Raw genomic sequence first — 22,837 nt, forward strand, 5'->3', positions numbered from 1 at the left:
CCAAAATTCATTTGTTTCCAATCAAAATCCTACCTTATGACTCTATTTTATCGGGCCCGAGTGCTAACATCTTATCTCGAAACATGGCCGCTTTTTCAAAATCCAAATCCGAAGCATAACGCAACATTTCTCTTTTTAAAGCATCGCGTAACTTGTCTTTGGTTTTATATTTCTTCAAGGTAAATTCTTTTTCCATTTCCTTGAGTGCTTCTTCTTTGCTATCCTCTTCCGCCATTTCCCGTGGGAGGATATCATGAATTTCTTTAATGATACTCTGAGGAGTGATCCCCATGGCCGTATTATGTGCTTCCTGGATTAGACGACGGCGTTCCGTTTCACTGATTGCTTTTTTCATGGAATCAGTCATTCGGTCTGCATACAAAATGGCCTTCCCATTTACGTTCCTTGCGGCACGTCCAATGGTCTGGATCAGGGATTTATAATTTCGTAAAAAACCTTCTTTGTCAGCATCTAAAATGGCAACAAGGGAAACTTCCGGAATATCCAATCCTTCTCGGAGTAAGTTAATTCCCACGATACAATCATAAACACCCTTACGCAAATCCCTGATAATCTCTGTTCGTTCGATGGTATCAATTTCCGAATGTAGGTAAGCAATTTTTAATCCCACTTCCTTATAATAGTCAGTTAAATCCTCCGACATTTTTTTGGTCAGTGTGGTGATAAGAATACGTTCTTTTTTTTCAATACGAAGTCGGATTTCGTTTAACAGATCTTCAATTTGGTTTGTGGTGGGACGAACTTCCACAACTGGATCCAGTAGGCCCGTCGGTCGAATGATTTGTTCAATGACCGCTTCACTTTTATCAATTTCTTTTTGGTCCGGAGTGGCTGAAACATACAAAGTCATCGGAGTTAAGGTTTCAAATTCCTCAAAATTCAGTGGACGGTTATCAAGAGCACTAGGAAGACGGAAACCAAAATCAACTAACGTCTGTTTTCTGGATCTATCCCCCGCATACATCCCACCAATTTGTGGAAGGGTCACATGGGATTCATCTATGATGAGTAAAAAATCCATATTAGGAAAATAATCAAGTAAACATGCGGGCCTTTCGCCTTCCTGTCTACCCGTTAGGTGGCGAGAGTAGTTTTCGATCCCACTACAATATCCCAGTTCCACAAGCATCTCCATATCATAATTGGTTCTGGATTCAATACGTTCTGCTTCGATATGTTTTCCTTGTTTTAGGAATTTTTCCTTTTGTTCCGCCATCTCAGTTTTAATTTTTTCGATAGCGTCTTTAATTTTGGGACCAGAAGTGATAAAGTGTTTAGCAGGATAAACCACCACTCGGTCTAGTTTCATTTTTACCTTTCCGGTGAGTGGATCAATTTTGGAAAGTCCATCAATTTCATCTCCAAATAGTTCAATCCGAATCCCTTCTTCTTGGTAAGAAGGCATAATTTCAATGGTATCCCCACGTACACGGAAATTACCACGGCTAAAGTCTATATCGTTTCTTGCATATTGGATATGGAGAAATTTTCGAATGATTTGGTCCCTATCAATTTTATCTCCGATGCGTAACATTACCACCGAATTCATATAATCTTCGGGAGAACCCAAACCATAAATACAAGATACAGAACTTACAATGATCACATCATCTCGTTCTAACAAACTGGAAGTTGCACGTAACCTAAGTTTGTCGATCTCTTCGTTCATCGACATATCTTTCTCTATAAATGTATCAGAGGAAGGCACATAGGCTTCTGGTTGGTAGTAGTCGTAATAAGAGACAAAATACTCTACAGCATTTTCAGGGAAAAATTCTTTAAACTCACGAAAGAGCTGGGCGGCAAGAGTTTTGTTATGTGACAAAATCAGAGTTGGTTTTTTGACACGAGTGATGACCTCTGCCATCGTAAAGGTTTTACCAGAACCTGTTACACCGACTAGGGTAATTTTATTTTTACCCTCACCGAAGGACTTTGCAATATCTTCAATTGCTTTGACCTGGTCTCCGGCAGCCTTAAAAGGAGAAACCATTTTGAAATTTGCCATAGGAACCTATGTTAGTTTACGAGTTGCTTTGAGTATAGCTTGTTTTCGATTGTCGCTAATTTCTAAATCAACCGAATCGAAAAGTTTTTGCATAACCATCATACCACGCATGAGTGTTGCTGTGGAAGAAAACTTGCCCCTTTGAATATCGTCTTCTAGATTAAAATCTTTTACTGTATTGATCATTTCAATGGTAAAGTTTTTGTGTTTGTCAATTTGAAATATAACTTCCACTCCTCCACCATCACCATACTTTGCGGCATTCTCAACAGCCTCAACAGTGGCTATACAAAGATCCATACGTAGGTCTTCAATGATCCCATTTCGTTTTAGAAAATAATCAAGCCTAGCTCGAACATATTGCATGGGATTGTAAGGTAGTGCACCAAGGATTACAAACTGTTCGGAAGTACCCATCTTGCGAATGATAGGAGAAGATTCAGCCAACAAATATTCCCTGGGGTCCAAGGGGTTTGTGGTGATGATTCCGTCTTTGATAAAGTCATCCAGGACTGAGGTCATGGTTTCCAAAGTTGTATTTGGATTGTCCTTAAATTTCCTTTGGGTTTCCATAAACACCCAAGAATAGAAATCGTTCACATTCCCCGAGAGGCCATTGGAGAACAAAGTTTTCACTTCTTTCTCTAACTCAGTTCTGGAGAGAGGGAACGGCATATATTCCCATTTCAAGGGGAACGGAAGAGTTGTAAATTGTTTTATCCTTTAAGGATTAGTCCGTGTTTTCTCTTGGCGCAGTGCTTCATAAAGTACAATGGCAACGGCATTGGAAAGATTGATCGATCGACTCACCTCTGCCATAGGTAAGGATATAATATGTTCTGGAGGGCAAGACTTGTGGATTTCTTCCGGAAGTCCTGAGGTTTCACGGCCAAACAAAAAAACGTCAGTCTTTTGGAAAGTTACATCCCAGTACACTTTGGTCCCAAATTTGGATACTAGGAAAATTCGACTCCCTTCCGCTTCCTTTTGAGTTCGGAATTCTTCAAAATCTGCAAACCGACGTAAATCCAGATCTTTCCAATAGTCAAGTCCTGCACGCCTGACTGCCTTTTCCGAAAGGTCAAAAGAGGGTTCCCCCACAATGGATAGGGGAACACCGGCATTCACACAAAGCCTTGCTATATTACCGGTGTTAGGTGGAATCTCTGGTTTAAAAAGCGCGATCTCCAATTCGTGAATTACTTTTTATTCTTTTTTTCCAAAGATTTTTGAAGGGCAAGACCAAAACTAGAAACGGCACCTGTTGTTTCCTCTTTGGACATATACTCTTGGTATTCCATCCGGTCTTTGGCCTCTGCCGCCTTAGAAATTGACAAAGCTATTTGTCTTTTTTCTGGATTGATCTCCATTACAAACACTTCTAACTTTTGGCCAGGATTAAAAACAGTATTCAGTGGAGTGCGAGACGGAACGCCAGTTTCTTTGTTTGGAACAAGTCCAGAAAAATCATCACCTAACCGAACAAAGAGGCCAAAAGGTTTGATCGACTCTAAAGTTCCTGTTACAATATCAGATTCTTTAAAAGGAAGTTTCCCGGACCAAGGATCTGATAAAAAGTCTTTTACACTGAGAGAGATTTTGTTCGTAGCCCAATCGAGCGTAAGAATTTTGGCACGCAAAGTTTCTCCCACACGGAACTCGGTAGTGAGATCAGCATTTTTTTTGTAAGTGGCTTCTGATTGAGGAACCAAGGCATCAAACCCGTCCATATCCACAATCAGTCCAAATTTATGGATACTTTTTACTGTGCAAGACACAAACATACCTGCTTTTAGTTCATCACGTAACAGTTGTTTTTTGGCTTCTCTTTCTTTATCAGCAATTTTTTTCTGAGACAAAACAATTTTATTTTGTTTTTTCCCAATTTCAGAAATCACAAATTTGATACGTTTGCCTGCGATATTTTTTCCTTTTAAGGAAACATCTAATTGGCTGAAAGGTACAAATGCTTGATGACTTCCCAGTTTGACATCCCATCCGCCACTTGCTTCCACAAGCATTTGGCCAAGTACAGGAATTTCATATTGAGCTGCCATCTCCATATTTTCTTCTGTTAGGTTGTCTCCAGAGAGACAAGTGGTAAAATAAAAATCGCCTGAGTTCTCTTTTAAAAAATAAACAACAAGTGAATCGCCAACCTTAGGCAAAACTTCTTCTCTCCATTCTTCGACTGAGATATTTCCTGTAATTTTATTTTCTATGGTTCGAATGAACACATAATCATTTTTAACAGCTGTTACTTTAGCTTCATGGCGAGAGCCAGGTTCAATGGATTGTCTTTTTTTAAAACTTTCTTCTAATAAACGTTCAAATTCTGAGGATGGGCCTTTCATTTTGCGGTTCCTTCCTTGGTGGGTTTTGGGGTATAAACCAATTTTCCTCCTAATACCATGGATTCAATTGGAAATATTCCGGAAGCACGTTTCAGAGGATTTTCGTCGTGAATGGAGAAATGAGCAGGTCCACCCACCCGGATTTTCCCCTCGTGGTCTGCGCCCATATAGGAACAAGTGCGAAGGGTCAAGGTTTGGATGATTTCCCTGCGGATTTGTGATACAGATTCCGGATCTCTATTTGTGGAAAGAATACTTGGGGAAAAACTGCCGAAAAGGGAGGCCCAAAACCCAGGTTGCCCATTCACAAACTCGGCCTTCCTTTCCTCTGGTTTAGCCAAAAGGGTCTCCCAAAGTCGGATTTCCACAATGGCAGCTTGTCCAGGGAAAAGTCCCCAATGCCCTGCCCCGCTGGCAAAAAGTAAATTTTTCCCCACTTCGGCCTCTGCCTGGAAAGTAGACTTGTATTGAGAAAAGGAAATTTTTTCTGAACTTTCCTCATCGCCTTCCCAAGAAAGGGAGTCCTTCCAACGCGATCCAAAAACTGAATGGAGACGAGACCAAATTTGGACTTCTTCCTTTCCCAGTTCTGGATTCGATTTTAATTCCTGGAGATACATAATAGACAACATAGGGGCCCAACGGAAGTCCCGTTTTTGAGCTCGGTATAAATTGGTTCCCTCTGGCATGGGATGGAAAATCACCGCAAAACCGGTATCCAATGCATCCTCCCAGCTGGTTTTATCCGCAAAGGTATAAGCAACAGGAAGATACCCTCTTTCCTCTCCTTCTCTGCGTTTGGCAAAAAGTTCCGTTTGAGAAAATCCCCGGTTTTCCACTTCTTTTAAAAAGATAGGGAGGTGACGGTTCCTTTTCGAATCTGGGGATCCGGAAAGCCCTGATTGGTAAAGAGTTTCTTTCCTCAAAGCAAGTTCTGGATACAAAGCCGGTTTTTGGGATTGGGTGATGATAGGAGACAACCACTTCGATTTGGAAATTTCGGTTTGTAAGTTGGATGCATTTGGATCCCCGACTGACTCAATGTGGCTAAATCCTGCCGCTAAAAACCCGGAAAGATAAGTGGAAATCTCCTCGCGCCCTGTCTTTCCGCCCCGTGCGTTGGAACCTAAAGTGACAGAAGCATCACAAAATCCAGGCAATAAGTATTTTGTTTGTACAATGGGAGCTGAAGCCTTTAGGGAAATGATTTTGCCTTGGACCACCTCTAGATCGACAAATCCGCCAAAATTGGATTTTTCACTATCCCAAATTCGGACTGATTTCATTTTCAAATTTTGAGACAAAAGTATCGTAGGGGCAAAAGCCGATAAAAATAAGGAGAGGAATAGAAGCCTGCGGTTTTTCATGCTAGCGGTCTTAGTTACCTTGACAGTAAGGACTAGAATGGAAAAGATTTCGGGTATGGGAAAGGAAACAAGCGAGATTTCTGATCACATCAAATTACACATCGAAAATGGGAAAATTCTCTCGCTAAAAACGCACCGGGTTTCCAAATCTGTGGAGGAACATATCAAGGAAGCGGTAGGCCTCATCCTAGATCGCCTTACTTATCCTACCCTCGTCCCCACTCTTTACACCATCATCAAAGAATTAGCAATCAATGCTTGTAAGGCCAACCAAAAACGTGTGTTTTTTGAAGAACGTGGCTACAGTATGTTAAATCCTTCTGAATATGCAAGAGGGGTCAGAGAATACCGAGAGATGTTTTCGGAAGAAATGTCCAATGAATTTGGAATGAAAGCCAAAAAGAAGGGATACTACTGCTTAATTAATTTTAAATTCAATGACGATGGAATCACCATCGAAGTCATCAACAACACACCCATTGCCAAAGAAGAAGAAAAAGCCATCCGTGAACGATTGGAAAAGGGAATGGTGTATGATGATATCGCTCAGTTCTATATGGACAATGCGGATACAACAGAAGGTGCAGGTCTTGGACTTGCCCTCATTCTCATTATGTTAAAAGGGGAAGGTATCGATCCCAATTTCTTTCGTATCATCATCGGAGAAGACTCTACCATCGCTCGTTTAGAAATTCCTCTCTCTGATAAATTCATTTCTGTCCGCGACCCAAACCAAATTTAATTTATGCCTCTTCCTTTATCCTGTGCCATCATTACCCAGAACGAAGAGGATAATATATCTCGCACTCTCGTTGCCCTTTCCTTTATTGAAGATATCGTAGTCATTGATTCTGGTTCTACTGACAAAACTGTTGAGATAGCAAAATCTTTAGGTGCACGTGTATTCTATCGTAAGTTCGTAAATTATGCGGATCAAAAAAACTTTGCCATTGCACAAACTAAATACGATTGGGTACTTGCAGTCGATGCCGATGAAGTGGTATCCAACGGATTAAAAGCAGAAATCACAGAATTATTTACAAAAAATAAATTACAATCGGAAGGATTCCTAATTCCCCGGTTGACCTATTATTTGGGTAAGTGGATCCGATTTGGTGGATACTACCCTAATTACCAAATTCGTTTGTTTAAAAAAACGGCTGGCGAGTTTAGCGGTGGTTTGGTGCACGAAAGAGTGAAACTCATCGGAAAACCAATCAAACTAAAAAATCCACTCTATCATTATTCCTATAAAAACATTTCCGATCATTTAAAGTTTATTGATCGCTATTCTAGTCTTTTTGCTGAGGAAGAATTCCGAAAAGGAAAATCGAGTTCAGTACTTTGGGCTTTTTTGAAAGGTTGTTTTAAAGGATTTTATATGTATTGGATTCGGCTGGGAATCCTAGATGGGAAACAAGGATTTGTTTTGGCACTTCTAGGATTTTATTATAACTTTCTCAAGTATTTAAAGTTATATGAAAAGTCGAATTCAATCTCTTCTTTCTTTGTTATGGTTGATTCGGTTCATGATGTAAAGAGCCGTAAATCCACCAAGAAAGATAGCAACCAAGTTCACGTTGGATAATTGAGTGGATCCAATTTTGGGTGACATGAGCCACATGATGATGTCGCGAATGTAAGTTTGGAAGGTTGCAAAAACGATTAAGGCACCAATCCCTGCAACGAATGTAGATCCCCAAAATTTTCCGAGTAAGTCTTTACGTTTATAATAATAAAAATAATAGGCACAGGCTGCGGATGCGAGAAAAAAGAATAAAATATCTACTAGAATGGTCCACGGTTCTGATGGTGCGGCAAGCGGTAATGAAATCATTGATCTTGTACCTGTCTATTACCTATTTTCGGTAAGCCATAGTTTAGTCCATAAGATAAAAAAAGAGGTTTTCCTTGTATTCAAAACACACTGAACTATTTGGCATCTTGGGATATCCCTTAGGCCATACCCTTTCCCCTTGGATTCACAACACACTCTTCCAACTCTCTGGATATGATGGAGTGTATTTGGTTTTCGAAAACAAACGATGGAACGAGATCGGTCTTCGTCCCTTACTCGAATTAGGTGTCCGGGGAGTATCTGTAACCATACCTTTCAAAGAATGGGCGTATTCACAAGCGAACATTGTTTGTAAGGCTTCCCAAACGATGGGTTCATCCAACACCCTACTCTTTCGCGAAGGGATTGAGGCTGTGAATACAGATGGAACGGGTGCCGTCAGGTCCATTCTCGAAGCCAATCCCGATCTTTTAGATCCCAATCAGGAAAAACAAATTTTAGTTCTCGGGAGTGGGGGAAGTGCCAAAGGAATTATATTTTCCATCGCAGAATCGCTCCAAAAAAAGGCGAAGCTGGGAAAGATCCAAAGAAAGGTCAAAATCCTTGCAAGAAATGAATTTGCAACCAAAGAGATTCTCAATTCTTTAGGAAATCCAGAATGGCTTGGCGTTACTACCAATGAAAAATCTTTAGAAGAAGCGGAAAACTATGACCTTGTCATCCATACAACTCCTGTTGGTATGAAAGGATTTGGTGGAAAACCAATTCTAAACTCCGACTTTTTTACCAAGAAACACACGTTATTCGACATTGTTTACAATCCTTTAGAAACCGATTTAGTCAAACAGGCAAAGAAAAAAAAAGCAGAGATCATTCCTGGTTACCATATGTTACTCTACCAAGGGATTCGACAATTTGAACTATTTACAAATATTCAAACAAAACAGAAATGGATAAGGAAGGTAGAATCACTCCTTCTCAAACAATTAAAAAATCGTAATTAAATCGATTCCCACATTTAAGGAAGGATTACAAAAAAAACTCTATATGTTGTTTTTAGATTTTTTACATAGTTTACAAAACATAGAAAAAACAAGGAACTTCAATGTTTTTAAAAACTATTCTTTAGATGGACTCTCTGAACTTTTTTTATATGTGCAATCTAAACACAAGTTAAAGAAACCAATTCGTATCAGTGTGGTTGGAACCAATGGAAAAGGATCTACTTCCCATTACCTTGCATCACTTTTGTCCATTCTTGGATACAAAACTGGACTTTACACTTCCCCCCACCTTTTGACACCACTAGAACGATTTCAAATCTTTGTAGATGGAAAACCTCAGGTTCCTAAAGAAGAGGTAGTAAATTCGTTTTTTAAGAATACAATCCTTCCTGATTTAGAAAAATTTAAATCACTTTCCTATTTTGAATTTTTAACCATTTTTTCTTATCTCTATTTTGCAAAAGAAAATACAGATTTCGAAATTTGGGAAGCAGGACTTGGAGGAAGACTTGACGCCACAAAACTCTTGTATGCCGACCATGTTATACTTACTAAAATTGGTTTGGATCATTCTGAAATTTTAGGAAATACCAAGGAAAAAATTTGTTTGGAGAAACTAGGAATCCTAACAGACACTTGTCGAAATCTTTTGGTGATGGATCCCGAAGAAGATTCCTTAAGAACTCTCATTCAAAATTTTCCCAAAGGAAAAACTAAAACGCAAATCCTCCCCCTTGAAAGAAAACCCACGTATTTAGAAACAAACTTTCTTTTTTCCCAAGCAGCACTCAGCTGTCTTTATCCCGACCTAACTCCAAAACTAAATTCGATAACCTTCGAATCTGTAGCAAAACCTCGGGGCCGCATGGAAGTGTTAAAAAACTCTCCCAAAATTGTTTTTGATCCGGCCCATAACCCGGACGCCATCGCTATGACAACAGCAGAGTTTGCCAAAACACATCCTTCTTTTTCCTTGCTTCTCGGTAGCCTCCCCGACAAAGACCAAGAAGGGATACTTTCGCAATTGTTGGAACTTCCCCTCCAATCTCTGGTTTTATGGGAAGGAAGCGGTTTTGGAACCTTCCCAACCCTACCGGAATCACTTAAGTCGGTGACCCAGAGAATCCAGAGAGAAGAAGATTTATCTCCTCTATTTCAAGGCAGATTTCCGGTATTGGTGTTAGGAAGTTTTCGGCTCTATGGAATTGTGGCAAAATTAATACAAAATACAACAAACATGTAAAATTAAACTTTACAAATGAATCCTGAACGACATTGTTCTTTTAGGAAACATTGTTCAGAACCATGCAAACGCCAAAAGAACATACACGAAAAGAAATCTTACAAGCGGCTCGAGAGGAATTCATCCAACTCGGTTTTGAGAAAGCTAGTATGAGAACCATTGCCAAAAAGGCAAAGGTTTCCACGAGTAATATCTACAATTACTTTGAAAACAAAGAACACCTTCTAACAGAGATACTGCAGCCGGTACTTTCGGGAATGGAAAAAGCTTTTGCTTATGTATCTCATCCTGATTACTTTGAAAAAAGATTTAACGACAGTTATGAGGCATGGCAAGAGAGATTTCATATTGCTCTTGATTATGTGGATGCCAATCGTGATGATTTTATTTTACTTTTAACCAAATCCCAAGGTTCTCATTTAGAAGAATTTCCAGATACGGTTCTCACTCGTCTCACCAAAATCAATTTTGACCAGTATAGTAGTTTTAAAGAAAAAAATCCGAGTTACAAAGGGGAAGTGAGTGAGTTTGTTGTCCGCAATATTCTTTCTTTTTTTCTCAATATCTTTGTGCAGATGGTTCGCCAAGGAATTTCCAAACAGGATATGTTGGTGTATCAGGATAGTTTCCTTAAATTTTTGCACTTTGGGTACAAAGGATCGATTGCCTCTGATCTGAGTTGATTCAATCTGGTTTCCAAATGGGAACCAGATACAAAATCAAAATCTGTGGAATCAAAGACCTGGCCACATTGGAACTTTGTGTGGATCTCCAGGTCGATTTTGTTGGGCTCAACTTTTCTCCACGTTCTCCTCGTGCCATCACACCTCAAACTGCCGAGGAACTTCTCCGCATCAGACAAAAATCCGGATTCCCAAAACTTGTATTTTTATTTTTTGAAAACAATCTGACAGAAATCAAAACACTCACAGAACGTTTCCAACCGGACCTCATCCAACTCATCCGAGGAGACCAATTGATTTCGCCACAAATTTGGGATGAATTTACAGAAACAAAAAGGTTATTACCTGCCATCAGGATCCAAACCAAGGTCACAAGTGATGAAGACCTGGAACCAAAATCTAGTTTAGTGATTTTAGATAGTTATCAAAAAAATTTAGGTGGTGGGACAGGACATACTTTCCCTTGGGAATATATAACATCCGTAAAACGACCTTTTTTACTCGCTGGTGGGATCACTCCAGACAATGTTAAAACTGCATTAGAAACCGTTCATCCTTATGGGATCGATGTGGCCAGTGGAGTGGAAACCGACGGGAAAAAAGATCCTAATAAAATAAAAACTTTGGTACAAAATGTCCGAACACTATGAAGCATTGAACACTCCTGTCATGCGCCAGTACATGGAGGTGAAGGAACAACACCCGGATGGGATTGTATTCTTTCGTATGGGTGATTTTTATGAAATGTTTTTAGAAGATGCTAAAATTGCCGCACAGATTTTAGACATCACCCTCACCAAACGCCAAAACCAAATTCCGATGGCAGGGATCCCGTATCATGCCACGGAAAGTTATATATCAAGGTTGATCGCTGCGGGGAAAAAAGTAGTTGTTTGTGAACAAACAAAACCCGACGATCCCAAAGCCAAAATCATGTCGAGAGAAGTGGTTCGTATCATCACACCGGGAACTGTGGTGGAAGATAACCTTCTCGGCGGATACCAAAACAATTATTTATCCTTGTATTACCGGGAAAAAACTTCCGTTTACTTAGCGTTTGCTGACGTTTCCACTTCAGAACTTTTGTATTTCTTTTTTTCAGAAAAGGAAACAGAAAGAATTAACGATACGATCAAACGATTTTCTCCTAAAGAAATCATTTATACAGAAGAAGTTCCACCCTTAGCAAAAGAATCTAAAATCATTCTCTCGAAAATCCCCCTCGATTATCTTCCCAAAAAGAAAGGAGCTGGAATTGATACGGTTGTCCATGTACTCGACGCCTATCTTCAGTATAACTATCGCAAACAAAACTTTGTTTTTAAGTCCCCTAGACGAATTGATGAAAACGAATATCTGGTTTTGGACGAACAAACCGTTTCTCATTTAGAACTCGTTGAAAATCCAAATGATAAAAACCATACTTTGTTTGGGGTTTTAAATCGTTGTATCACTGCCACGGGAAAAAGGTATCTCAAACAGAGAATTTTATTTCCGACAAGAGATGAAAACAAAATCAAAGCCCATTGGGATAAAATAGAAATTCTTTCTTCCAATAAAAAAGAAAGACAAAAAATAAAAGATTTGTTAGGTAATTTGATTGATTTAGAAAGGGTCCTCACAAGGTTTCGCGTGGGGAAAGCTCTGCCTCGTGACTTTCGTGGTATCGAAAAAAGTTTAGAATCCACATCGAATATCAAATCGATTCTAGACGGAATTGGTTATGATTTTTCCAAACTTCCCAAAGAACTAAATGCCCTATCAAAACTGTTTATGGATACCCTTTATGACGGAGAACTTCCGGTATTTCTCGGCAACTCTCCGTTCTTAAAATCCGGGTTTAATCAAGAATATGATGATGCCATCCTTGCTCGCGAAAAAGGAAAAGATTGGATTTTGGAATTGGAAGAGAAGGAAAAAAAAGCTTCAAACATTTCCTCACTTAAGATTCGTTACAACAAAATCCTTGGCTACTTTATTGAAATCTCCAAAGCCCAAGCAAAAGAAGTTCCCAAACATTTTTTAAAAAAACAAACACTAGTTACCGGAGAAAGGTTCACTTCTCCCGAATTAGAAGAACTAGAACGAGCCATCCTCCAAGCAGATGAAATCATCGAAAGGATTGAAAAAGAAAAATTCGAAGAATTAGTTGCGCACTGTATTTCACTTTACGAGGAATTTTTAACTTTATCCAACGAAATTGCTTCTTTGGATTATCATCTTTCTCTCACAGAAACCAAAGAAGAATACCAATGGATTAGGCCTGAGATTCGTAACGATGGAATTTTAAACTATTCCGAATCTCGCCATCCCGTTGTAGAAACTTTTTTACCCATTGGCGAACGTTTTGTACCCAATAGTTTAGAGCTGAATCCGAGTGAAAACGCCATAGCTGTGTTAACTGGTCCCAATATGGCCGGTAAATCTACGTTTATGCGCCAAATTGCGATTAACCAAATCCTATTTCAAATGGGATCTTATGTTCCCGCTAAAAAAGCCTCCCTTGCTGTAGTGGATCGAATTTTTACTCGAATTGGTTCTGGTGACAACCTAACGAAGGGTGAATCTACTTTTTTTGTAGAGATGAAAGAGACAGCCACCATCTTAAATCAGTTTTCGGAGAATAGCCTCATCTTATTTGATGAAGTTGGTCGTGGGACTTCCACTTACGATGGTTTATCGATTGCTTGGGCCATTTTGGAATTTTTATCTGCCAAGTTTCCCAAACCAAAAACCATATTTGCGACCCACTACCATGAGTTGACAGAACTAGAAAAAGGAAATGGAATCTTTAATTTGTATTTGGATACCTTTGAAAAAGAAGGAGAGATCCTTTTTCTTAAAAAAGTCAAACGTGGAAAATCAAAACAATCCTTTGGAATCTATGTAGCAAAACTTGCAGGGATTCCAGAAATCGTTTCTGATCGTGCCAAAGAAATTCTTTCGGGACTTGAATCTAAAAAACGAGAAATTAAAATTAAAAACGAAGAACCGAGTTTGTTTGCGGGTCTCATGGATAACAATACTTCCAACATGTCACCTAACGAAGAAAAGGTCATAAAAAGATTAAAACAAATCGATCCCAATCAAATTCCACCTATGGAAGCGTTGACGATTTTGGATGAATTAAAAAGAATTCTCAAAGAGAAAAACTAAAGCGGATAGATCGGTAAAATCAATCCAGTTGGTGATTTGATCTTTTAACCCTTGTTTCGCGTGAATTCCAATTCCAATTCCTGCGGCAATGAGCATGAGGGCGTCGTTTGCCCCATCACCAACAGCAACAACCTGTTCTAAAGGAATTGATAGTTCTTTTGCATATTGTTTTAGATAAATTTCTTTTTTTTCTCGGTTGATGATCTCACCAAAAATTTCCCCTGTAAAGGTTCCATTTACTTCTTCCAATCCATTGGCTCTATAAAAATCCACGGGATATTTTTCGGAAAATAGTTTCAATACAGGAGTAAACCCACCACTGAGGATTCCGAGTTTTGATCCATTTGTTGGAACAAATTGAAATACTTTTTCCATTCCATCATTTAGTGTTAATAGATCATATACTTCGCGAAAACTTTCTTTGGAAAGACCTGCCAGGTGTTTGACTCGTAAGCGAAGTGCTTCGTCAAATCCCATTCCACCTTCCATCGCTTGTTTGGTGACAGTGGCCACGGCTTCATACACGCCGTGTTTTCTTGCCAACTCGTCAATAACCTCTTCTTTGATGACTGTGGAATCCATATCAAAAACAAAAAGAGACTCTTTATCTTTTGGTAACAACGTTTTAAGAAATAAAAAATCAATTTGGTGTTCGGCTAATTTCTTTCGAATCGTCAAAATTATTTCTCGATCGAACAAATCATTTACTAAGATTCGCACACAGTGTAATCCAAACTTCTCCGATCGAATTACATTTGGATTACTTGAATTTAATTGGGAAGCGGAACCACCAAACTTTAAATTGGTGAAAGTTTCAGAAAGAATAGAATCAGTGATGGGAGAACGAGAAATCAGTAGGAGTGAATGCATTTTTACTTTTGTAGATAGGGTCTTAGTTTTTTACCCCAGAGTTCATATCCTTTTTCATTAAAATGAAGACTATCCCCATTAGGGCGTATGAATTCATCACTTAGTGTAGGAGAATCGGTTTTACGCATTTTATCCCAAACTTCGATATATTCCACATTAGATGTAGTTCTTGCCACTTGGTTTAAAAACAAATTAAAAACAGGAACAATTTGGTTCAGTTCCTTCACTCGCGTTGGCGGCACAGCAATCAGAAATATCTTTGTGTTTCGATTCCGAGAGTGGATTTTATGAATGATAGCAAGGAGATTGTTTTGTACGAGACTAAGGCATTTACCTTGGATAAAATCATTTCCACCAATTTCAATGACTAGCTTTTCTGGACGAAGGACAAGGACATCTTCTTCAATGCGAGTAAGAAGAGTCTCTGTCATATCACCACCAATCCCACGATTGGTAACGGATTGGCCGGGAAATTCTTTGGCCATCAAGTCTGGTAAAAACAAATGAACCAAACTATCACCAGTAAAAACAATATCTGATTTTTTGATTTTTAAATTGTCTTCGGCATATAACAGCCGTGTGGGGAGCCAAGCTTTCTCTATATACTTTTTAAAGTTTGAGTCGTCTCGCCACCCAGGCTCTGCAAAACATTGAAAACTGGTATCGAAATAATCACGTTTTGAGGAAGATTTACAGTCGGCAACACTCAAAACAAGGGCAAAAGCCATGCCCCATCGGAGGAAGAATTTAATCCTGTTCTTGCGGTTCATTCATTCGGAAGCGCTTTTGCCAATCTTTGATTTGGGCCTGCGCATATTCTTCCGTGTCACAAATCCGAAATTCAATCGGGTTATTTGTGGTTGTCTCGATGAGTTTGGCTTCGATATACCCGTTCTTTAACTTGGTTGTCTCAATGCGATATCTCATCTGAATAGCTCCAAAAACCAGGATTTAATTACCACGTATCTTTGCAATCTCTTCTAAAGTTTCATCTTCCTTGTATTTTCCAAAGAGGAAGATGGCGAGTAGACAGAATGCTGAGGCAAGAGGACCGGTCAAACGAACACCAAGCTCCCCTCCCGCTTCTACTTCTTCGACTTTACAAATGGTAGATTCCATACTTATTTTTGCCTCTCCTTCTGAATTTTTTTTCAATTCTAATTTAGGATCTGCTACAGAAGGCGCAAGAATCCCTGTTACATTTGGTGTCACATTTTTCTTTGTTTCACGATCCAGTCCTAAAAGGATGACGGAACTAAAAATAAGAACCGCTAGCGTTTGTCCCAACTTTTGCATAAAAGTTCTTCCCGCATAAAACAAACCTTCACGTTTTGAACCAGTTTTTAACGAATCAAGTTCAGCAATATCGGCAAGGATGGCATTCGGTAAGATTCCAAGAATCGCGATGGGAACGGCTGCAATGGCAACAATCAAATAACCTTGGATATGTGGTGATAATGGCAATGAATTTTTCCCAACAAAATATATAGAAAGAAAGAGGATTAGAAAAATATAAAATCCAGCGAGTACGGTTTTTTTCTTTCCGATCCTTCTTGCGATCCAGTTGACCACAGGATAAAAAGCAAACGAAACCAGTAACATCACAGTGAGAAGTTGTGTGACAAATTCTCGTTCCAATTCCAAAAGTACGGTTACATAATAAGAGATTCCTGTGGTGAGAATGGTAAGAGCTAAAAAATAACAGAGATCGGACAAAGCGAAGTATAGAAAATTCTTATTTTTGAATGTAAGAAAAAGCGCTTCTTTGAAAGGAACACTAGAAGCTTCTGATTCACAATAGGTTTTTTCATGAATCGAAAATACAGGAAAATACATACAGATCGCCGCAAACATACAAAGGATTCCCAAAGCATACTGACGAGATACCAAGGTTTGAACGGCACTATCAGCATCAAAAACAAAAGAGGATTTTAAAACACCTGCTATCATGGGCTCGGTGGATGCCACAATGATCCCCAATGCGTATGTCACAGAAATATAGGTAGAAAGATTCAACCTCTCTTCCGGAGTATGGCCAAGCTCTGGAATGAGAGCAAAGAAAGGTGTGACATACACTGTTAAAAATAAATAAAATAACAACATACATCCGGTCATCCAAACCAAGTTGGTAGAAGAGATAAAGTTGTGTGGAGGTACAAAAATGAGCCAACAAAAGACGGCTGAAGGCACTCCACCTAGAAAAAGAAAGGGAATCCGACGTCCAAATCGGGAACTAAACCGGTCTGAGGAATTAGCAATGATAGGATCGGTAAAAGCATCCCACAAACGACCAACTGCTGCGACAACTCCAATGGTGGATAGCCCCCAGAAGGCCAACTTTTCTATTAGATCAGGGAAACATTCCTGTCCTGGTTTCGGTGCGGGGGGAAGATAAAAATAAACTTGGTGAAGACCAATGATATTGATGAGAGTGGACCAACCCAATTGGCCGATCGCATAACTCATCTGTTTTCGAAATGGTAAAGAAGGTTTTCGCATATTTTTCACTTGAGGCAGTAAAGTAGGAGCATACTACCGCCAAAAGTAAAAAAGGCAAACTACTTTTTATGTTTATAGAGTTCTGGAAAATTTTTCTCGTCGTAAAGGAACTGTGACTCGTATTCTTCCCATCCTTCTGGTACCCCTTCTGTAAATTCAGGAACCATAGAACAATCACGAATTAAGTTCATCGTTTGGGCCATTTCACTGCCTTTTACATTTAAGTATCCTTCAGCAAACAATGAGTTGGCTACAAAAAGAGCCATGGATTGTAAAGAACCTAAATGACCTTCTCTTCCCGCACCAATTCGAATTTCTGAATCTGGATTGACCAATCGAAACATAGACAATACACGAATACAAAATTCTGGAGTAAGTGATGACTTCTGGATGGCATGGCCTTTGATAGGAATAAAGAAATTAACAGGGATAGATATCACACCAAGTCGTTTGAGTTCAAAAGCAACTTGTACCAAATCTTTGAGTTCTTCTCCCATACCCACAATGATCCCCGAACAAAGCCCGATGTCAGCTTCTCTTGCCGCCTCAAGTGTTGTTAGTCGGTCTTTAAAGGTATGAGTGGAACAGATTTCATTGTATTTGGATTCGGATGTGTTGAGATTATGATTGTATCGGTCAAGGCCCGCATCTTTTAAGGTCCGAGCTTTTTTTGCATCCAAGATCCCTGCTGACAAACACACCTTCATTCCCAGTTCCCCATTGATTTTGGAGATAGTCTCAGCAAGTTTATCAACAGCCTTATCTGTTGGTCCACGGCCAGAAGTTACCATACAAAAGCGGTAAGCTCCATTTTCTTTGGCACGTTTGGCATCTTCCCAAATTTCTTCAGGAGACTTGAGTGAATACTCTTGAATTCCTGAATCTCCACCCTTTCTTTGGGCGCAGTATCCGCAGTCCTCAGGGCAATAACCATTTTTGATATTATCTAATATATGAATGCGAACACGATTGGTGTAATAACGATTTCTTTCTTCGGCGGCACGAGCGACAACCGAAAGCAAAGGAACTTTTCCTTCTAGGATTTCAAGGGCTTCCATTTCCGTAATTAAGGAAGGTGTGGTGGAAACAGTTTTTTCTTGGATTTCTGCAATCATGGGAACAGATTCTTTTCGACGCCAACCTGTGTAAACGAAGAAAATCTCTTCGTATATTTAGTCTCAATCTGAATCTACAAAACTAAGAAGGGTCTCTTCCATTGCCAAAAAAATTTGATCGAGGGATTTCTCGGAAATAGTATATGGTGGTGTGATATAAATCGTTCTTCCCAGTGGGCGCAAAAGAACGCGAAACTCTCTCATTTTTTCCCGGATTTTTTTCCCGATAGGATTCAAATACTCATCTTCTGCAATAGTTTCTTTGTATTCAAAAGCAAAGATTCCACCAAACACACGGACATTCTGGATTCGTTTTCCTAATTTTTTCTGGAATGTTTCTATTCGTCTTTGCAAAGAACTTTCGAGTTTTTTGACAAGATCCATACCGTCTTCCTGCAAAAGTTTGACTGACGCATAACCCACGCTACATGCCAAAGGGTTTCCTGTCATCGTATGTGCATGAAAGAATGCATGATAAGGATCTTTAGATAAAAATTGTTGATAAATGAATTCAGAAACTAAGGTGGCACCGAGGGGTAACATTCCCCCGGTTAGTCCTTTTGCCATCACGAGAAGATCTGGTTTCACCCCTGCCACTTGGTAAGCAAAAAACTCACCTAACCTTCCCATTCCTGTAAATACTTCATCAAAAATTAGAAGAGTATTGGTTTGTGTCGCAAGTTCCCTAAGTTTAATTAATACTTTTTTATCATAAAATAACATCCCATTGGCACCAAACACCAAGGGTTCAATGACAATTCCCACATATTCTTGTTGTTTGATACTCAGTTCTAAATCGTTTAAACATTCTGTAGAACAACTACTTACATTTTTTCCCCAAGGGCAATTCATACAATTGGGAGCAGGAAATTCTTTTGTGGGAAATCTAAGTTCAGAAAAAATTCGATTAAAATAATTTTTTCCTGAAACATTCATGGCTCCAATACTATCGCCGTGATAGGAATTGGAAAACACGAGAAACTCTGATCTTGGATTGAAGTCTGGGTGGTTTCTATAAAATTGGATTGAGAGTTTCAATGCAATTTCGATTGCATTCGATCCGTTATCCGAATAGAATACTTTATGGAAATCAAGATGAGTAAGTTCCAATAAAGATTTGGATAAATTTTCTGCCGCAGGATGGATATGACCTGCAAGCATCACATGATCTAGTTCATCGATTTGTGTTTTAAGTGCGGATACTAACTTAGGATGACGATGACCAAATATCATTGTCCACCAACTGGCTATGGCATCAATCCACTGGTTCCCTTCGGAATCGAAAACAAATTCCCCTTCGGCTTTTACAATATCGATTAAAGATTCCCCTTCTTCTTGAATGGTTAAGGGAACCCATGTATGAGTTTGGAGAGGATTAAATTTCATCGTCTGGATTGAGTAAGGTATCAATGACATTTCGATTGGTGTCAAACTCTTGGTTTGCATAAGAAATAAATTCTGCCGGTGATAACTTTTGTTCCGGAAAATTGGTAACACCTAAACAAGGTGCACCACCTAATCTTTGTATGGTTTCAGCGTTGTCGGTTTGTAAGGAATTTTCTGGGCCCACTAAATAAAATCCTAAAACCGCCACAAAGCGACTGGTAAGCGCATCCAAAGTGAGTAAGGTATGATTGATAGTACCAAGTTCAGTGGATCCTATCACCACAACGGGAAGGTTACTTTCTCCAATTCCTCTGATGGTTAAGTAGTCATCGGTCCAAGGAACAAAAACGCCACCTGCCCCTTCGACAAGGGTATTGGTTTTTCTTTGTTTGGCAAGTGCCGCGAGAAGGAACTTGGGATCTAAAATTTTTCCTTCTTGTTTGGAGGCATAATGTGGACTGGCAGGAGTTTGAAATTCATACACTGGTTTTAGAAAATAGGAATCCGGTAGACTGGTGGTTTTCTGCACAAGTTCTGTATCACCAGTGCCCAGAGCCCCAGTTTGGATGGGTTTCCAATAACGGAACCCATACGTTTCTGCGTATTTGGCCATAAAGAGGCAGGAGAAAAAAGTTTTTCCTACATCGGTCCCTGTCCCTGCAACGTAAAAAGCTTGGCCCATACGGATCAAGTTTTATCAATTCTTACCCTCGTCTATCCGATTTATATAGTAGAGGCTTTATGCAACTTCCCCTTTGGAAATCCATTCTCAAACGTGACGAAAATCCGATTACCGAAATTTCACATTTTTTACGTGAAACCGCTATCTTTGAAGGAATGTCTCGCAGGACATTACGAGAAGTAGCAAGACTCATTCACAAGCGGAAGTATTATGCTGGTGAAACCATTTTTTACCAAGGCCAAGCTGGAACAGGAGTGTATCTTATCTTACAAGGAAAGGTGGAAATTTTCTCAGAAAGAGAAGGTGTTACCTTAAAGCTCGCCGAACTGGAAAAAGGCGCTTTTTTTGGAGAACTTGCCTTATTCCAAGATTTTCCAAGATCTGCGACTGCCGTGGCTCTTGTTGATTCTATTTTACTTGGTTTTTTTCAACCTGAACTAAAAACACTATTGGAAACGAAACCAAGGGTAGGAAACGATCTACTATTAAGTTTTGCATCCATCATCGCCGACAGGCTTCGCAAAACAAACGATACACTCGAAGCTGCTTACTTCAAAAGTAAAAAAAATAAAACCAAATGAATCCAAAAGAATTCAATATTTCATCCTTAATATTAAGAACTGCATTTTTTGGACTCATTGCACTTACCGTTTTGATTGGAGTTGTAGGAGTAAAATTCTTAGCAATTCCACTCTTAATTTCAGGGATCCATTTTTATATCTTCCACGGAATCGTTGACTATTTTGAATCAAGAGGAATCCATCGAGCCATTACAATTATCATTATCTTTTCTATTTTGATCTTTGCTGCTTATTGGTTTTTGGCTTTTTATTTACCAAACCTTTTTGAAAAGACACAACCCATCGTATCTGAATGGTCAGCCAAAATGGATGATCCCAATTTTCAATTATTTGATTTTAATAAACTACCTGTTCTCTCCAAAAACCCAGAACTCTGGAAAAAAATTATAAATCCAGAAGAAGTGGCAAAGATGGCAACAAGTAATTTAGAATCGTTTTTAAGAGAAATGATTGTGATGATCCCCACTTTTATAAGTTGGATGATAATTATACCTATCATTAGTTTCTTTTTGCTTTTGGATGCGAATTTGATTTATAAAACAATGATAAGTTTTATACCAAATCGTTTTTTTGAAATGTTTCTAATGGTTTTTTATCGAATGAACCAACAGATTACTAGTTACTTAAAAAGTTTAGTCATCCAATGCGGAATAATGGCGATCGTTGCTTCGGTTGGTTTTTATATCGTGGGAGTTAAGTTTTTTATTCTATTTGGTGTCTTTTTGGGTGTTGCCAATTCCATTCCTTATTTGGGACCTCTAATCGGAGCGGTTCCACCCATTTTATTTTCCATTCTTTTCCCTGAGATGTCTCCATCGATTGGATCGATTGCCTCTGTTGTGGTGGTAGCTCAACTAGTCGATAATGCCATCGTACAACCGGTAGTGATTGCCAATGCGGTTTCTCTCCATCCACTTGCGATTCTCATTGGAATTGCCGTCGGGGGAAACTTTTTTGGGATCTTTGGAATGTTACTCGCAATCCCAGTTTTGTCCATTCTCAAAGTAACAATAGGAATTCTTTACCATGCACTCAAAGAACACCAAATCATTTAAACGAAGATGGTATACTCTGGGAGTACATACTTTTACGAAATTTTTAAACAAACCATATCAAAAACAGTTTATGGTTTGTTATTCTTCTCTTTGATTCCACTTACCTAATTCAGAAAATACAATTCCAAAAAGGGTAAGGCCGGAACCAATAGCACCAACTGTCTCCAACCTTTCTCCTAACACTAAATAGGCGAGAAAAAAAGAAAACACCGGTTCCAAACTATAGAGTAACCCTGCTCTTGCCGGAGGAACTGCCTTTTGGTATTTTGTTTGGATTTGTGTTGTAAAAATCGTAGCGAAAATAGAAGTATAAATGATTCCGACCCAAAATTTTAAATCAAATTGTATGGAAATGGTTTGATTCAAAAACATAGATTCCACTGGAAACAAAGTAGTGGATACAATCGCAATCAAAAGAATCTCAAAGGACACTAAGATTTGGGCAGGAATTTTTTTACTAAATATATCAATGAGTATAATGTAAATCGCAAAGAAAAATGCGCCGATCAGAGTGAGTCCATCTCCCATTCCGAAGCCACTAGAGTTTATAATTTCTTCATACGATTTTCCATTTTGAGAAATCAAAAATAATCCAACCACGACAATCAAAACTGCGATCCAAGTTCGTAGTGAGGGAAGCCGACGTTCTATGGCAATTTGTAATAAGGGTACAAAGACAACATAAGCACCGGTCATAAAACCAGACTGCGTGGCAGTCGTATAAACAAGGCCAATGGTTTGAAAAGCATAACCCAAAAGGGCGGAACAAGCGACCAAAAAGGCAGGGAAAATATAATCCCACCTTCGATTGGCTTTTGAAAACAAAGTTTTTCTATAGAGGAGTAAAGTGACAATCCCTGCGAGCCAAAACCGAACGGCCAAAAATAGGAAGGGAGGCACCGAATCCAGCGCAAGTTTGATGACCACAAAGGTTCCACCCCAAAGAATGGCGGCAATCACCAAAAAGAGTTCTGGAGTGAAGATCCTGGACATATAGAAGACAATGTTTCGAAAG

At 39.2% G+C, this 22,837-nt stretch carries 23 protein-coding genes; 9 read left to right on the forward strand and 14 right to left on the reverse strand.

Going from position 1 to position 22,837, the window contains the following annotated elements:
• Window positions 1–34: 34 nt before the first annotated feature.
• The 5 genes from uvrB to EHR07_RS07440 are packed head-to-tail and all read right to left on the reverse strand — an operon-like array spanning window position 35 to window position 5,750.
• On the reverse strand, window positions 35–2,029 hold the full coding sequence (uvrB, locus tag EHR07_RS07420; protein WP_135744511.1) for an excinuclease ABC subunit UvrB: 1,995 nt from the start codon (window positions 2,027–2,029) through the stop codon (window positions 35–37).
• 6 nt (window positions 2,030–2,035) lie between these two features.
• Window positions 2,036–2,704, reverse strand: a complete 669-nt coding sequence (locus EHR07_RS07425) for an ATP-binding protein (RefSeq protein WP_135744512.1) — start codon at window positions 2,702–2,704, stop codon at window positions 2,036–2,038.
• Between the two features lie 48 nt (window positions 2,705–2,752).
• Entirely contained in the window at window positions 2,753–3,220 is a 468-nt protein-coding gene (locus tag EHR07_RS07430; RefSeq protein WP_135744513.1) for a tRNA (cytidine(34)-2'-O)-methyltransferase, read from the reverse strand.
• Window positions 3,221–3,228: 8 nt separating this feature from the next.
• Window positions 3,229–4,383 (reverse strand): S1 RNA-binding domain-containing protein, encoded by a 1,155-nt coding sequence (locus EHR07_RS07435; RefSeq protein ID WP_135744514.1) that lies wholly within the window; start codon window positions 4,381–4,383, stop codon window positions 3,229–3,231.
• The gene (locus tag EHR07_RS07440; protein ID WP_135744515.1) at window positions 4,380–5,750 is read right to left on the reverse strand and encodes a hypothetical protein; all 1,371 of its coding nucleotides are present in this window, start codon (window positions 5,748–5,750) and stop codon (window positions 4,380–4,382) included. The genes EHR07_RS07435 and EHR07_RS07440 overlap by 4 nt, the downstream gene beginning before the upstream one ends.
• Window positions 5,751–5,787: 37 nt before the next feature.
• Between EHR07_RS07440 and EHR07_RS07445 the strand changes: the two genes are divergently transcribed.
• Together EHR07_RS07445 and EHR07_RS07450 are read left to right on the forward strand one after the other, a co-directional pair.
• Entirely contained in the window at window positions 5,788–6,492 is a 705-nt protein-coding gene (locus EHR07_RS07445) for a hypothetical protein (RefSeq protein WP_004785405.1), read from the forward strand.
• A 3-nt stretch (window positions 6,493–6,495) separates the two neighbouring features.
• Window positions 6,496–7,338, forward strand: coding sequence for a glycosyltransferase family 2 protein (locus tag EHR07_RS07450; RefSeq protein WP_135744516.1), 843 nt, complete (start codon window positions 6,496–6,498; stop codon window positions 7,336–7,338).
• Here the strand turns inward: EHR07_RS07450 and EHR07_RS07455 are convergent.
• A complete protein-coding gene (locus tag EHR07_RS07455; protein WP_040917277.1) occupies window positions 7,243–7,587 on the reverse strand; it encodes a hypothetical protein in 345 nt (114 codons plus the stop codon). The genes EHR07_RS07450 and EHR07_RS07455 overlap by 96 nt on opposite strands.
• A 74-nt stretch (window positions 7,588–7,661) precedes the next feature.
• Between EHR07_RS07455 and EHR07_RS07460 the strand changes: the two genes are divergently transcribed.
• The 5 genes from EHR07_RS07460 (at window position 7,662) to mutS (ending at window position 13,634) form a co-directional block, all read left to right on the forward strand.
• Window positions 7,662–8,552: a shikimate dehydrogenase family protein gene (locus tag EHR07_RS07460; protein WP_135744517.1), complete on the forward strand. Its 891-nt coding sequence runs from the start codon at window positions 7,662–7,664 to the stop codon at window positions 8,550–8,552.
• Between the two features lie 43 nt (window positions 8,553–8,595).
• Window positions 8,596–9,795, forward strand: a complete 1,200-nt coding sequence (locus EHR07_RS07465; RefSeq protein ID WP_135744518.1) for a folylpolyglutamate synthase/dihydrofolate synthase family protein — start codon at window positions 8,596–8,598, stop codon at window positions 9,793–9,795.
• A 62-nt stretch (window positions 9,796–9,857) separates the two neighbouring features.
• Complete coding sequence (locus EHR07_RS07470; protein ID WP_135744519.1) at window positions 9,858–10,478, forward strand: TetR/AcrR family transcriptional regulator; 621 nt, start codon at window positions 9,858–9,860, stop codon at window positions 10,476–10,478.
• A 17-nt stretch (window positions 10,479–10,495) separates the two neighbouring features.
• Window positions 10,496–11,128: a phosphoribosylanthranilate isomerase gene (locus EHR07_RS07475; RefSeq protein WP_135744520.1), complete on the forward strand. Its 633-nt coding sequence runs from the start codon at window positions 10,496–10,498 to the stop codon at window positions 11,126–11,128.
• Entirely contained in the window at window positions 11,112–13,634 is a 2,523-nt protein-coding gene (gene mutS / locus EHR07_RS07480; RefSeq protein WP_135744521.1) for a DNA mismatch repair protein MutS, read from the forward strand. The genes EHR07_RS07475 and mutS overlap by 17 nt, the downstream gene beginning before the upstream one ends.
• On the opposite strand, the gene serB is transcribed toward mutS, so the two are convergent.
• The 7 genes from serB to bioD all read right to left on the reverse strand — a co-directional run bounded on the left by serB (window position 13,605) and on the right by bioD (window position 20,186).
• Window positions 13,605–14,504, reverse strand: coding sequence for a phosphoserine phosphatase SerB (gene serB, locus EHR07_RS07485; RefSeq protein WP_135744522.1), 900 nt, complete (start codon window positions 14,502–14,504; stop codon window positions 13,605–13,607). The genes mutS and serB overlap by 30 nt on opposite strands.
• A 2-nt stretch (window positions 14,505–14,506) precedes the next feature.
• The gene (locus EHR07_RS07490; RefSeq protein ID WP_135744523.1) at window positions 14,507–15,232 is read right to left on the reverse strand and encodes an SGNH/GDSL hydrolase family protein; all 726 of its coding nucleotides are present in this window, start codon (window positions 15,230–15,232) and stop codon (window positions 14,507–14,509) included.
• 19 nt (window positions 15,233–15,251) lie between these two features.
• The gene (locus tag EHR07_RS07495; RefSeq protein WP_002975048.1) at window positions 15,252–15,431 is read right to left on the reverse strand and encodes a hypothetical protein; all 180 of its coding nucleotides are present in this window, start codon (window positions 15,429–15,431) and stop codon (window positions 15,252–15,254) included.
• Between the two features lie 24 nt (window positions 15,432–15,455).
• A complete protein-coding gene (locus EHR07_RS07500; protein ID WP_135746219.1) occupies window positions 15,456–16,970 on the reverse strand; it encodes an MFS transporter in 1,515 nt (504 codons plus the stop codon).
• 92 nt (window positions 16,971–17,062) lie between these two features.
• Complete coding sequence (gene bioB / locus EHR07_RS07505) at window positions 17,063–18,118, reverse strand: biotin synthase BioB (RefSeq protein ID WP_135744524.1); 1,056 nt, start codon at window positions 18,116–18,118, stop codon at window positions 17,063–17,065.
• A 63-nt stretch (window positions 18,119–18,181) separates the two neighbouring features.
• Window positions 18,182–19,504 (reverse strand): adenosylmethionine--8-amino-7-oxononanoate transaminase, encoded by a 1,323-nt coding sequence (gene bioA / locus EHR07_RS07510; RefSeq protein WP_135744525.1) that lies wholly within the window; start codon window positions 19,502–19,504, stop codon window positions 18,182–18,184.
• A complete protein-coding gene (gene bioD / locus EHR07_RS07515; protein ID WP_135744526.1) occupies window positions 19,494–20,186 on the reverse strand; it encodes a dethiobiotin synthase in 693 nt (230 codons plus the stop codon). The genes bioA and bioD overlap by 11 nt, the downstream gene beginning before the upstream one ends.
• 59 nt (window positions 20,187–20,245) lie before the next feature.
• Here bioD and EHR07_RS07520 point away from each other — a divergent pair, with 59 nt between their 5' ends.
• Complete coding sequence (locus EHR07_RS07520) at window positions 20,246–20,767, forward strand: cyclic nucleotide-binding domain-containing protein (RefSeq protein WP_002975024.1); 522 nt, start codon at window positions 20,246–20,248, stop codon at window positions 20,765–20,767.
• Entirely contained in the window at window positions 20,764–21,822 is a 1,059-nt protein-coding gene (locus tag EHR07_RS07525; RefSeq protein WP_135744527.1) for an AI-2E family transporter, read from the forward strand. Before EHR07_RS07520 ends, EHR07_RS07525 begins: the two co-directional genes overlap by 4 nt.
• 78 nt (window positions 21,823–21,900) lie before the next feature.
• Here the strand turns inward: EHR07_RS07525 and EHR07_RS07530 are convergent, their stop codons facing one another.
• Complete coding sequence (locus EHR07_RS07530) at window positions 21,901–22,815, reverse strand: DMT family transporter (protein WP_135744528.1); 915 nt, start codon at window positions 22,813–22,815, stop codon at window positions 21,901–21,903.
• Window positions 22,816–22,837: the final 22 nt, after the last annotated feature.

Source organism: Leptospira bandrabouensis (assembly GCF_004770905.1).
Classification (GTDB): Bacteria; Spirochaetota; Leptospiria; order Leptospirales; family Leptospiraceae; genus Leptospira_A; species Leptospira_A bandrabouensis.

Coding starts and splice junctions, on each gene's coding strand:
- EHR07_RS07425 (WP_135744512.1), bottom strand. CDS start 2,704: ATGCCGTTCCCTCTCTCCAGAACTGAGTTAGAGAAAGAAGTGAAAACT.
- serB (WP_135744522.1), bottom strand. CDS start 14,504: ATGCATTCACTCCTACTGATTTCTCGTTCTCCCATCACTGATTCTATT.
- EHR07_RS07440 (WP_135744515.1), bottom strand. CDS start 5,750: ATGAAAAACCGCAGGCTTCTATTCCTCTCCTTATTTTTATCGGCTTTT.
- EHR07_RS07495 (WP_002975048.1), bottom strand. CDS start 15,431: ATGAGATATCGCATTGAGACAACCAAGTTAAAGAACGGGTATATCGAA.
- EHR07_RS07520 (WP_002975024.1), top strand. CDS start 20,246: ATGCAACTTCCCCTTTGGAAATCCATTCTCAAACGTGACGAAAATCCG.
- EHR07_RS07500 (WP_135746219.1), bottom strand. CDS start 16,970: ATGAGTTATGCGATCGGCCAATTGGGTTGGTCCACTCTCATCAATATC.
- EHR07_RS07465 (WP_135744518.1), top strand. CDS start 8,596: ATGTTGTTTTTAGATTTTTTACATAGTTTACAAAACATAGAAAAAACA.
- mutS (WP_135744521.1), top strand. CDS start 11,112: ATGTCCGAACACTATGAAGCATTGAACACTCCTGTCATGCGCCAGTAC.
- EHR07_RS07470 (WP_135744519.1), top strand. CDS start 9,858: ATGCAAACGCCAAAAGAACATACACGAAAAGAAATCTTACAAGCGGCT.
- uvrB (WP_135744511.1), bottom strand. CDS start 2,029: ATGGCAAATTTCAAAATGGTTTCTCCTTTTAAGGCTGCCGGAGACCAG.
- EHR07_RS07445 (WP_004785405.1), top strand. CDS start 5,788: ATGGAAAAGATTTCGGGTATGGGAAAGGAAACAAGCGAGATTTCTGAT.
- EHR07_RS07525 (WP_135744527.1), top strand. CDS start 20,764: ATGAATCCAAAAGAATTCAATATTTCATCCTTAATATTAAGAACTGCA.
- EHR07_RS07530 (WP_135744528.1), bottom strand. CDS start 22,815: ATGTCCAGGATCTTCACTCCAGAACTCTTTTTGGTGATTGCCGCCATT.
- bioB (WP_135744524.1), bottom strand. CDS start 18,118: ATGATTGCAGAAATCCAAGAAAAAACTGTTTCCACCACACCTTCCTTA.
- EHR07_RS07450 (WP_135744516.1), top strand. CDS start 6,496: ATGCCTCTTCCTTTATCCTGTGCCATCATTACCCAGAACGAAGAGGAT.
- EHR07_RS07490 (WP_135744523.1), bottom strand. CDS start 15,232: ATGGCTTTTGCCCTTGTTTTGAGTGTTGCCGACTGTAAATCTTCCTCA.
- bioD (WP_135744526.1), bottom strand. CDS start 20,186: ATGGGCCAAGCTTTTTACGTTGCAGGGACAGGGACCGATGTAGGAAAA.
- EHR07_RS07475 (WP_135744520.1), top strand. CDS start 10,496: ATGGGAACCAGATACAAAATCAAAATCTGTGGAATCAAAGACCTGGCC.
- EHR07_RS07435 (WP_135744514.1), bottom strand. CDS start 4,383: ATGAAAGGCCCATCCTCAGAATTTGAACGTTTATTAGAAGAAAGTTTT.
- EHR07_RS07455 (WP_040917277.1), bottom strand. CDS start 7,587: ATGATTTCATTACCGCTTGCCGCACCATCAGAACCGTGGACCATTCTA.
- bioA (WP_135744525.1), bottom strand. CDS start 19,504: ATGAAATTTAATCCTCTCCAAACTCATACATGGGTTCCCTTAACCATT.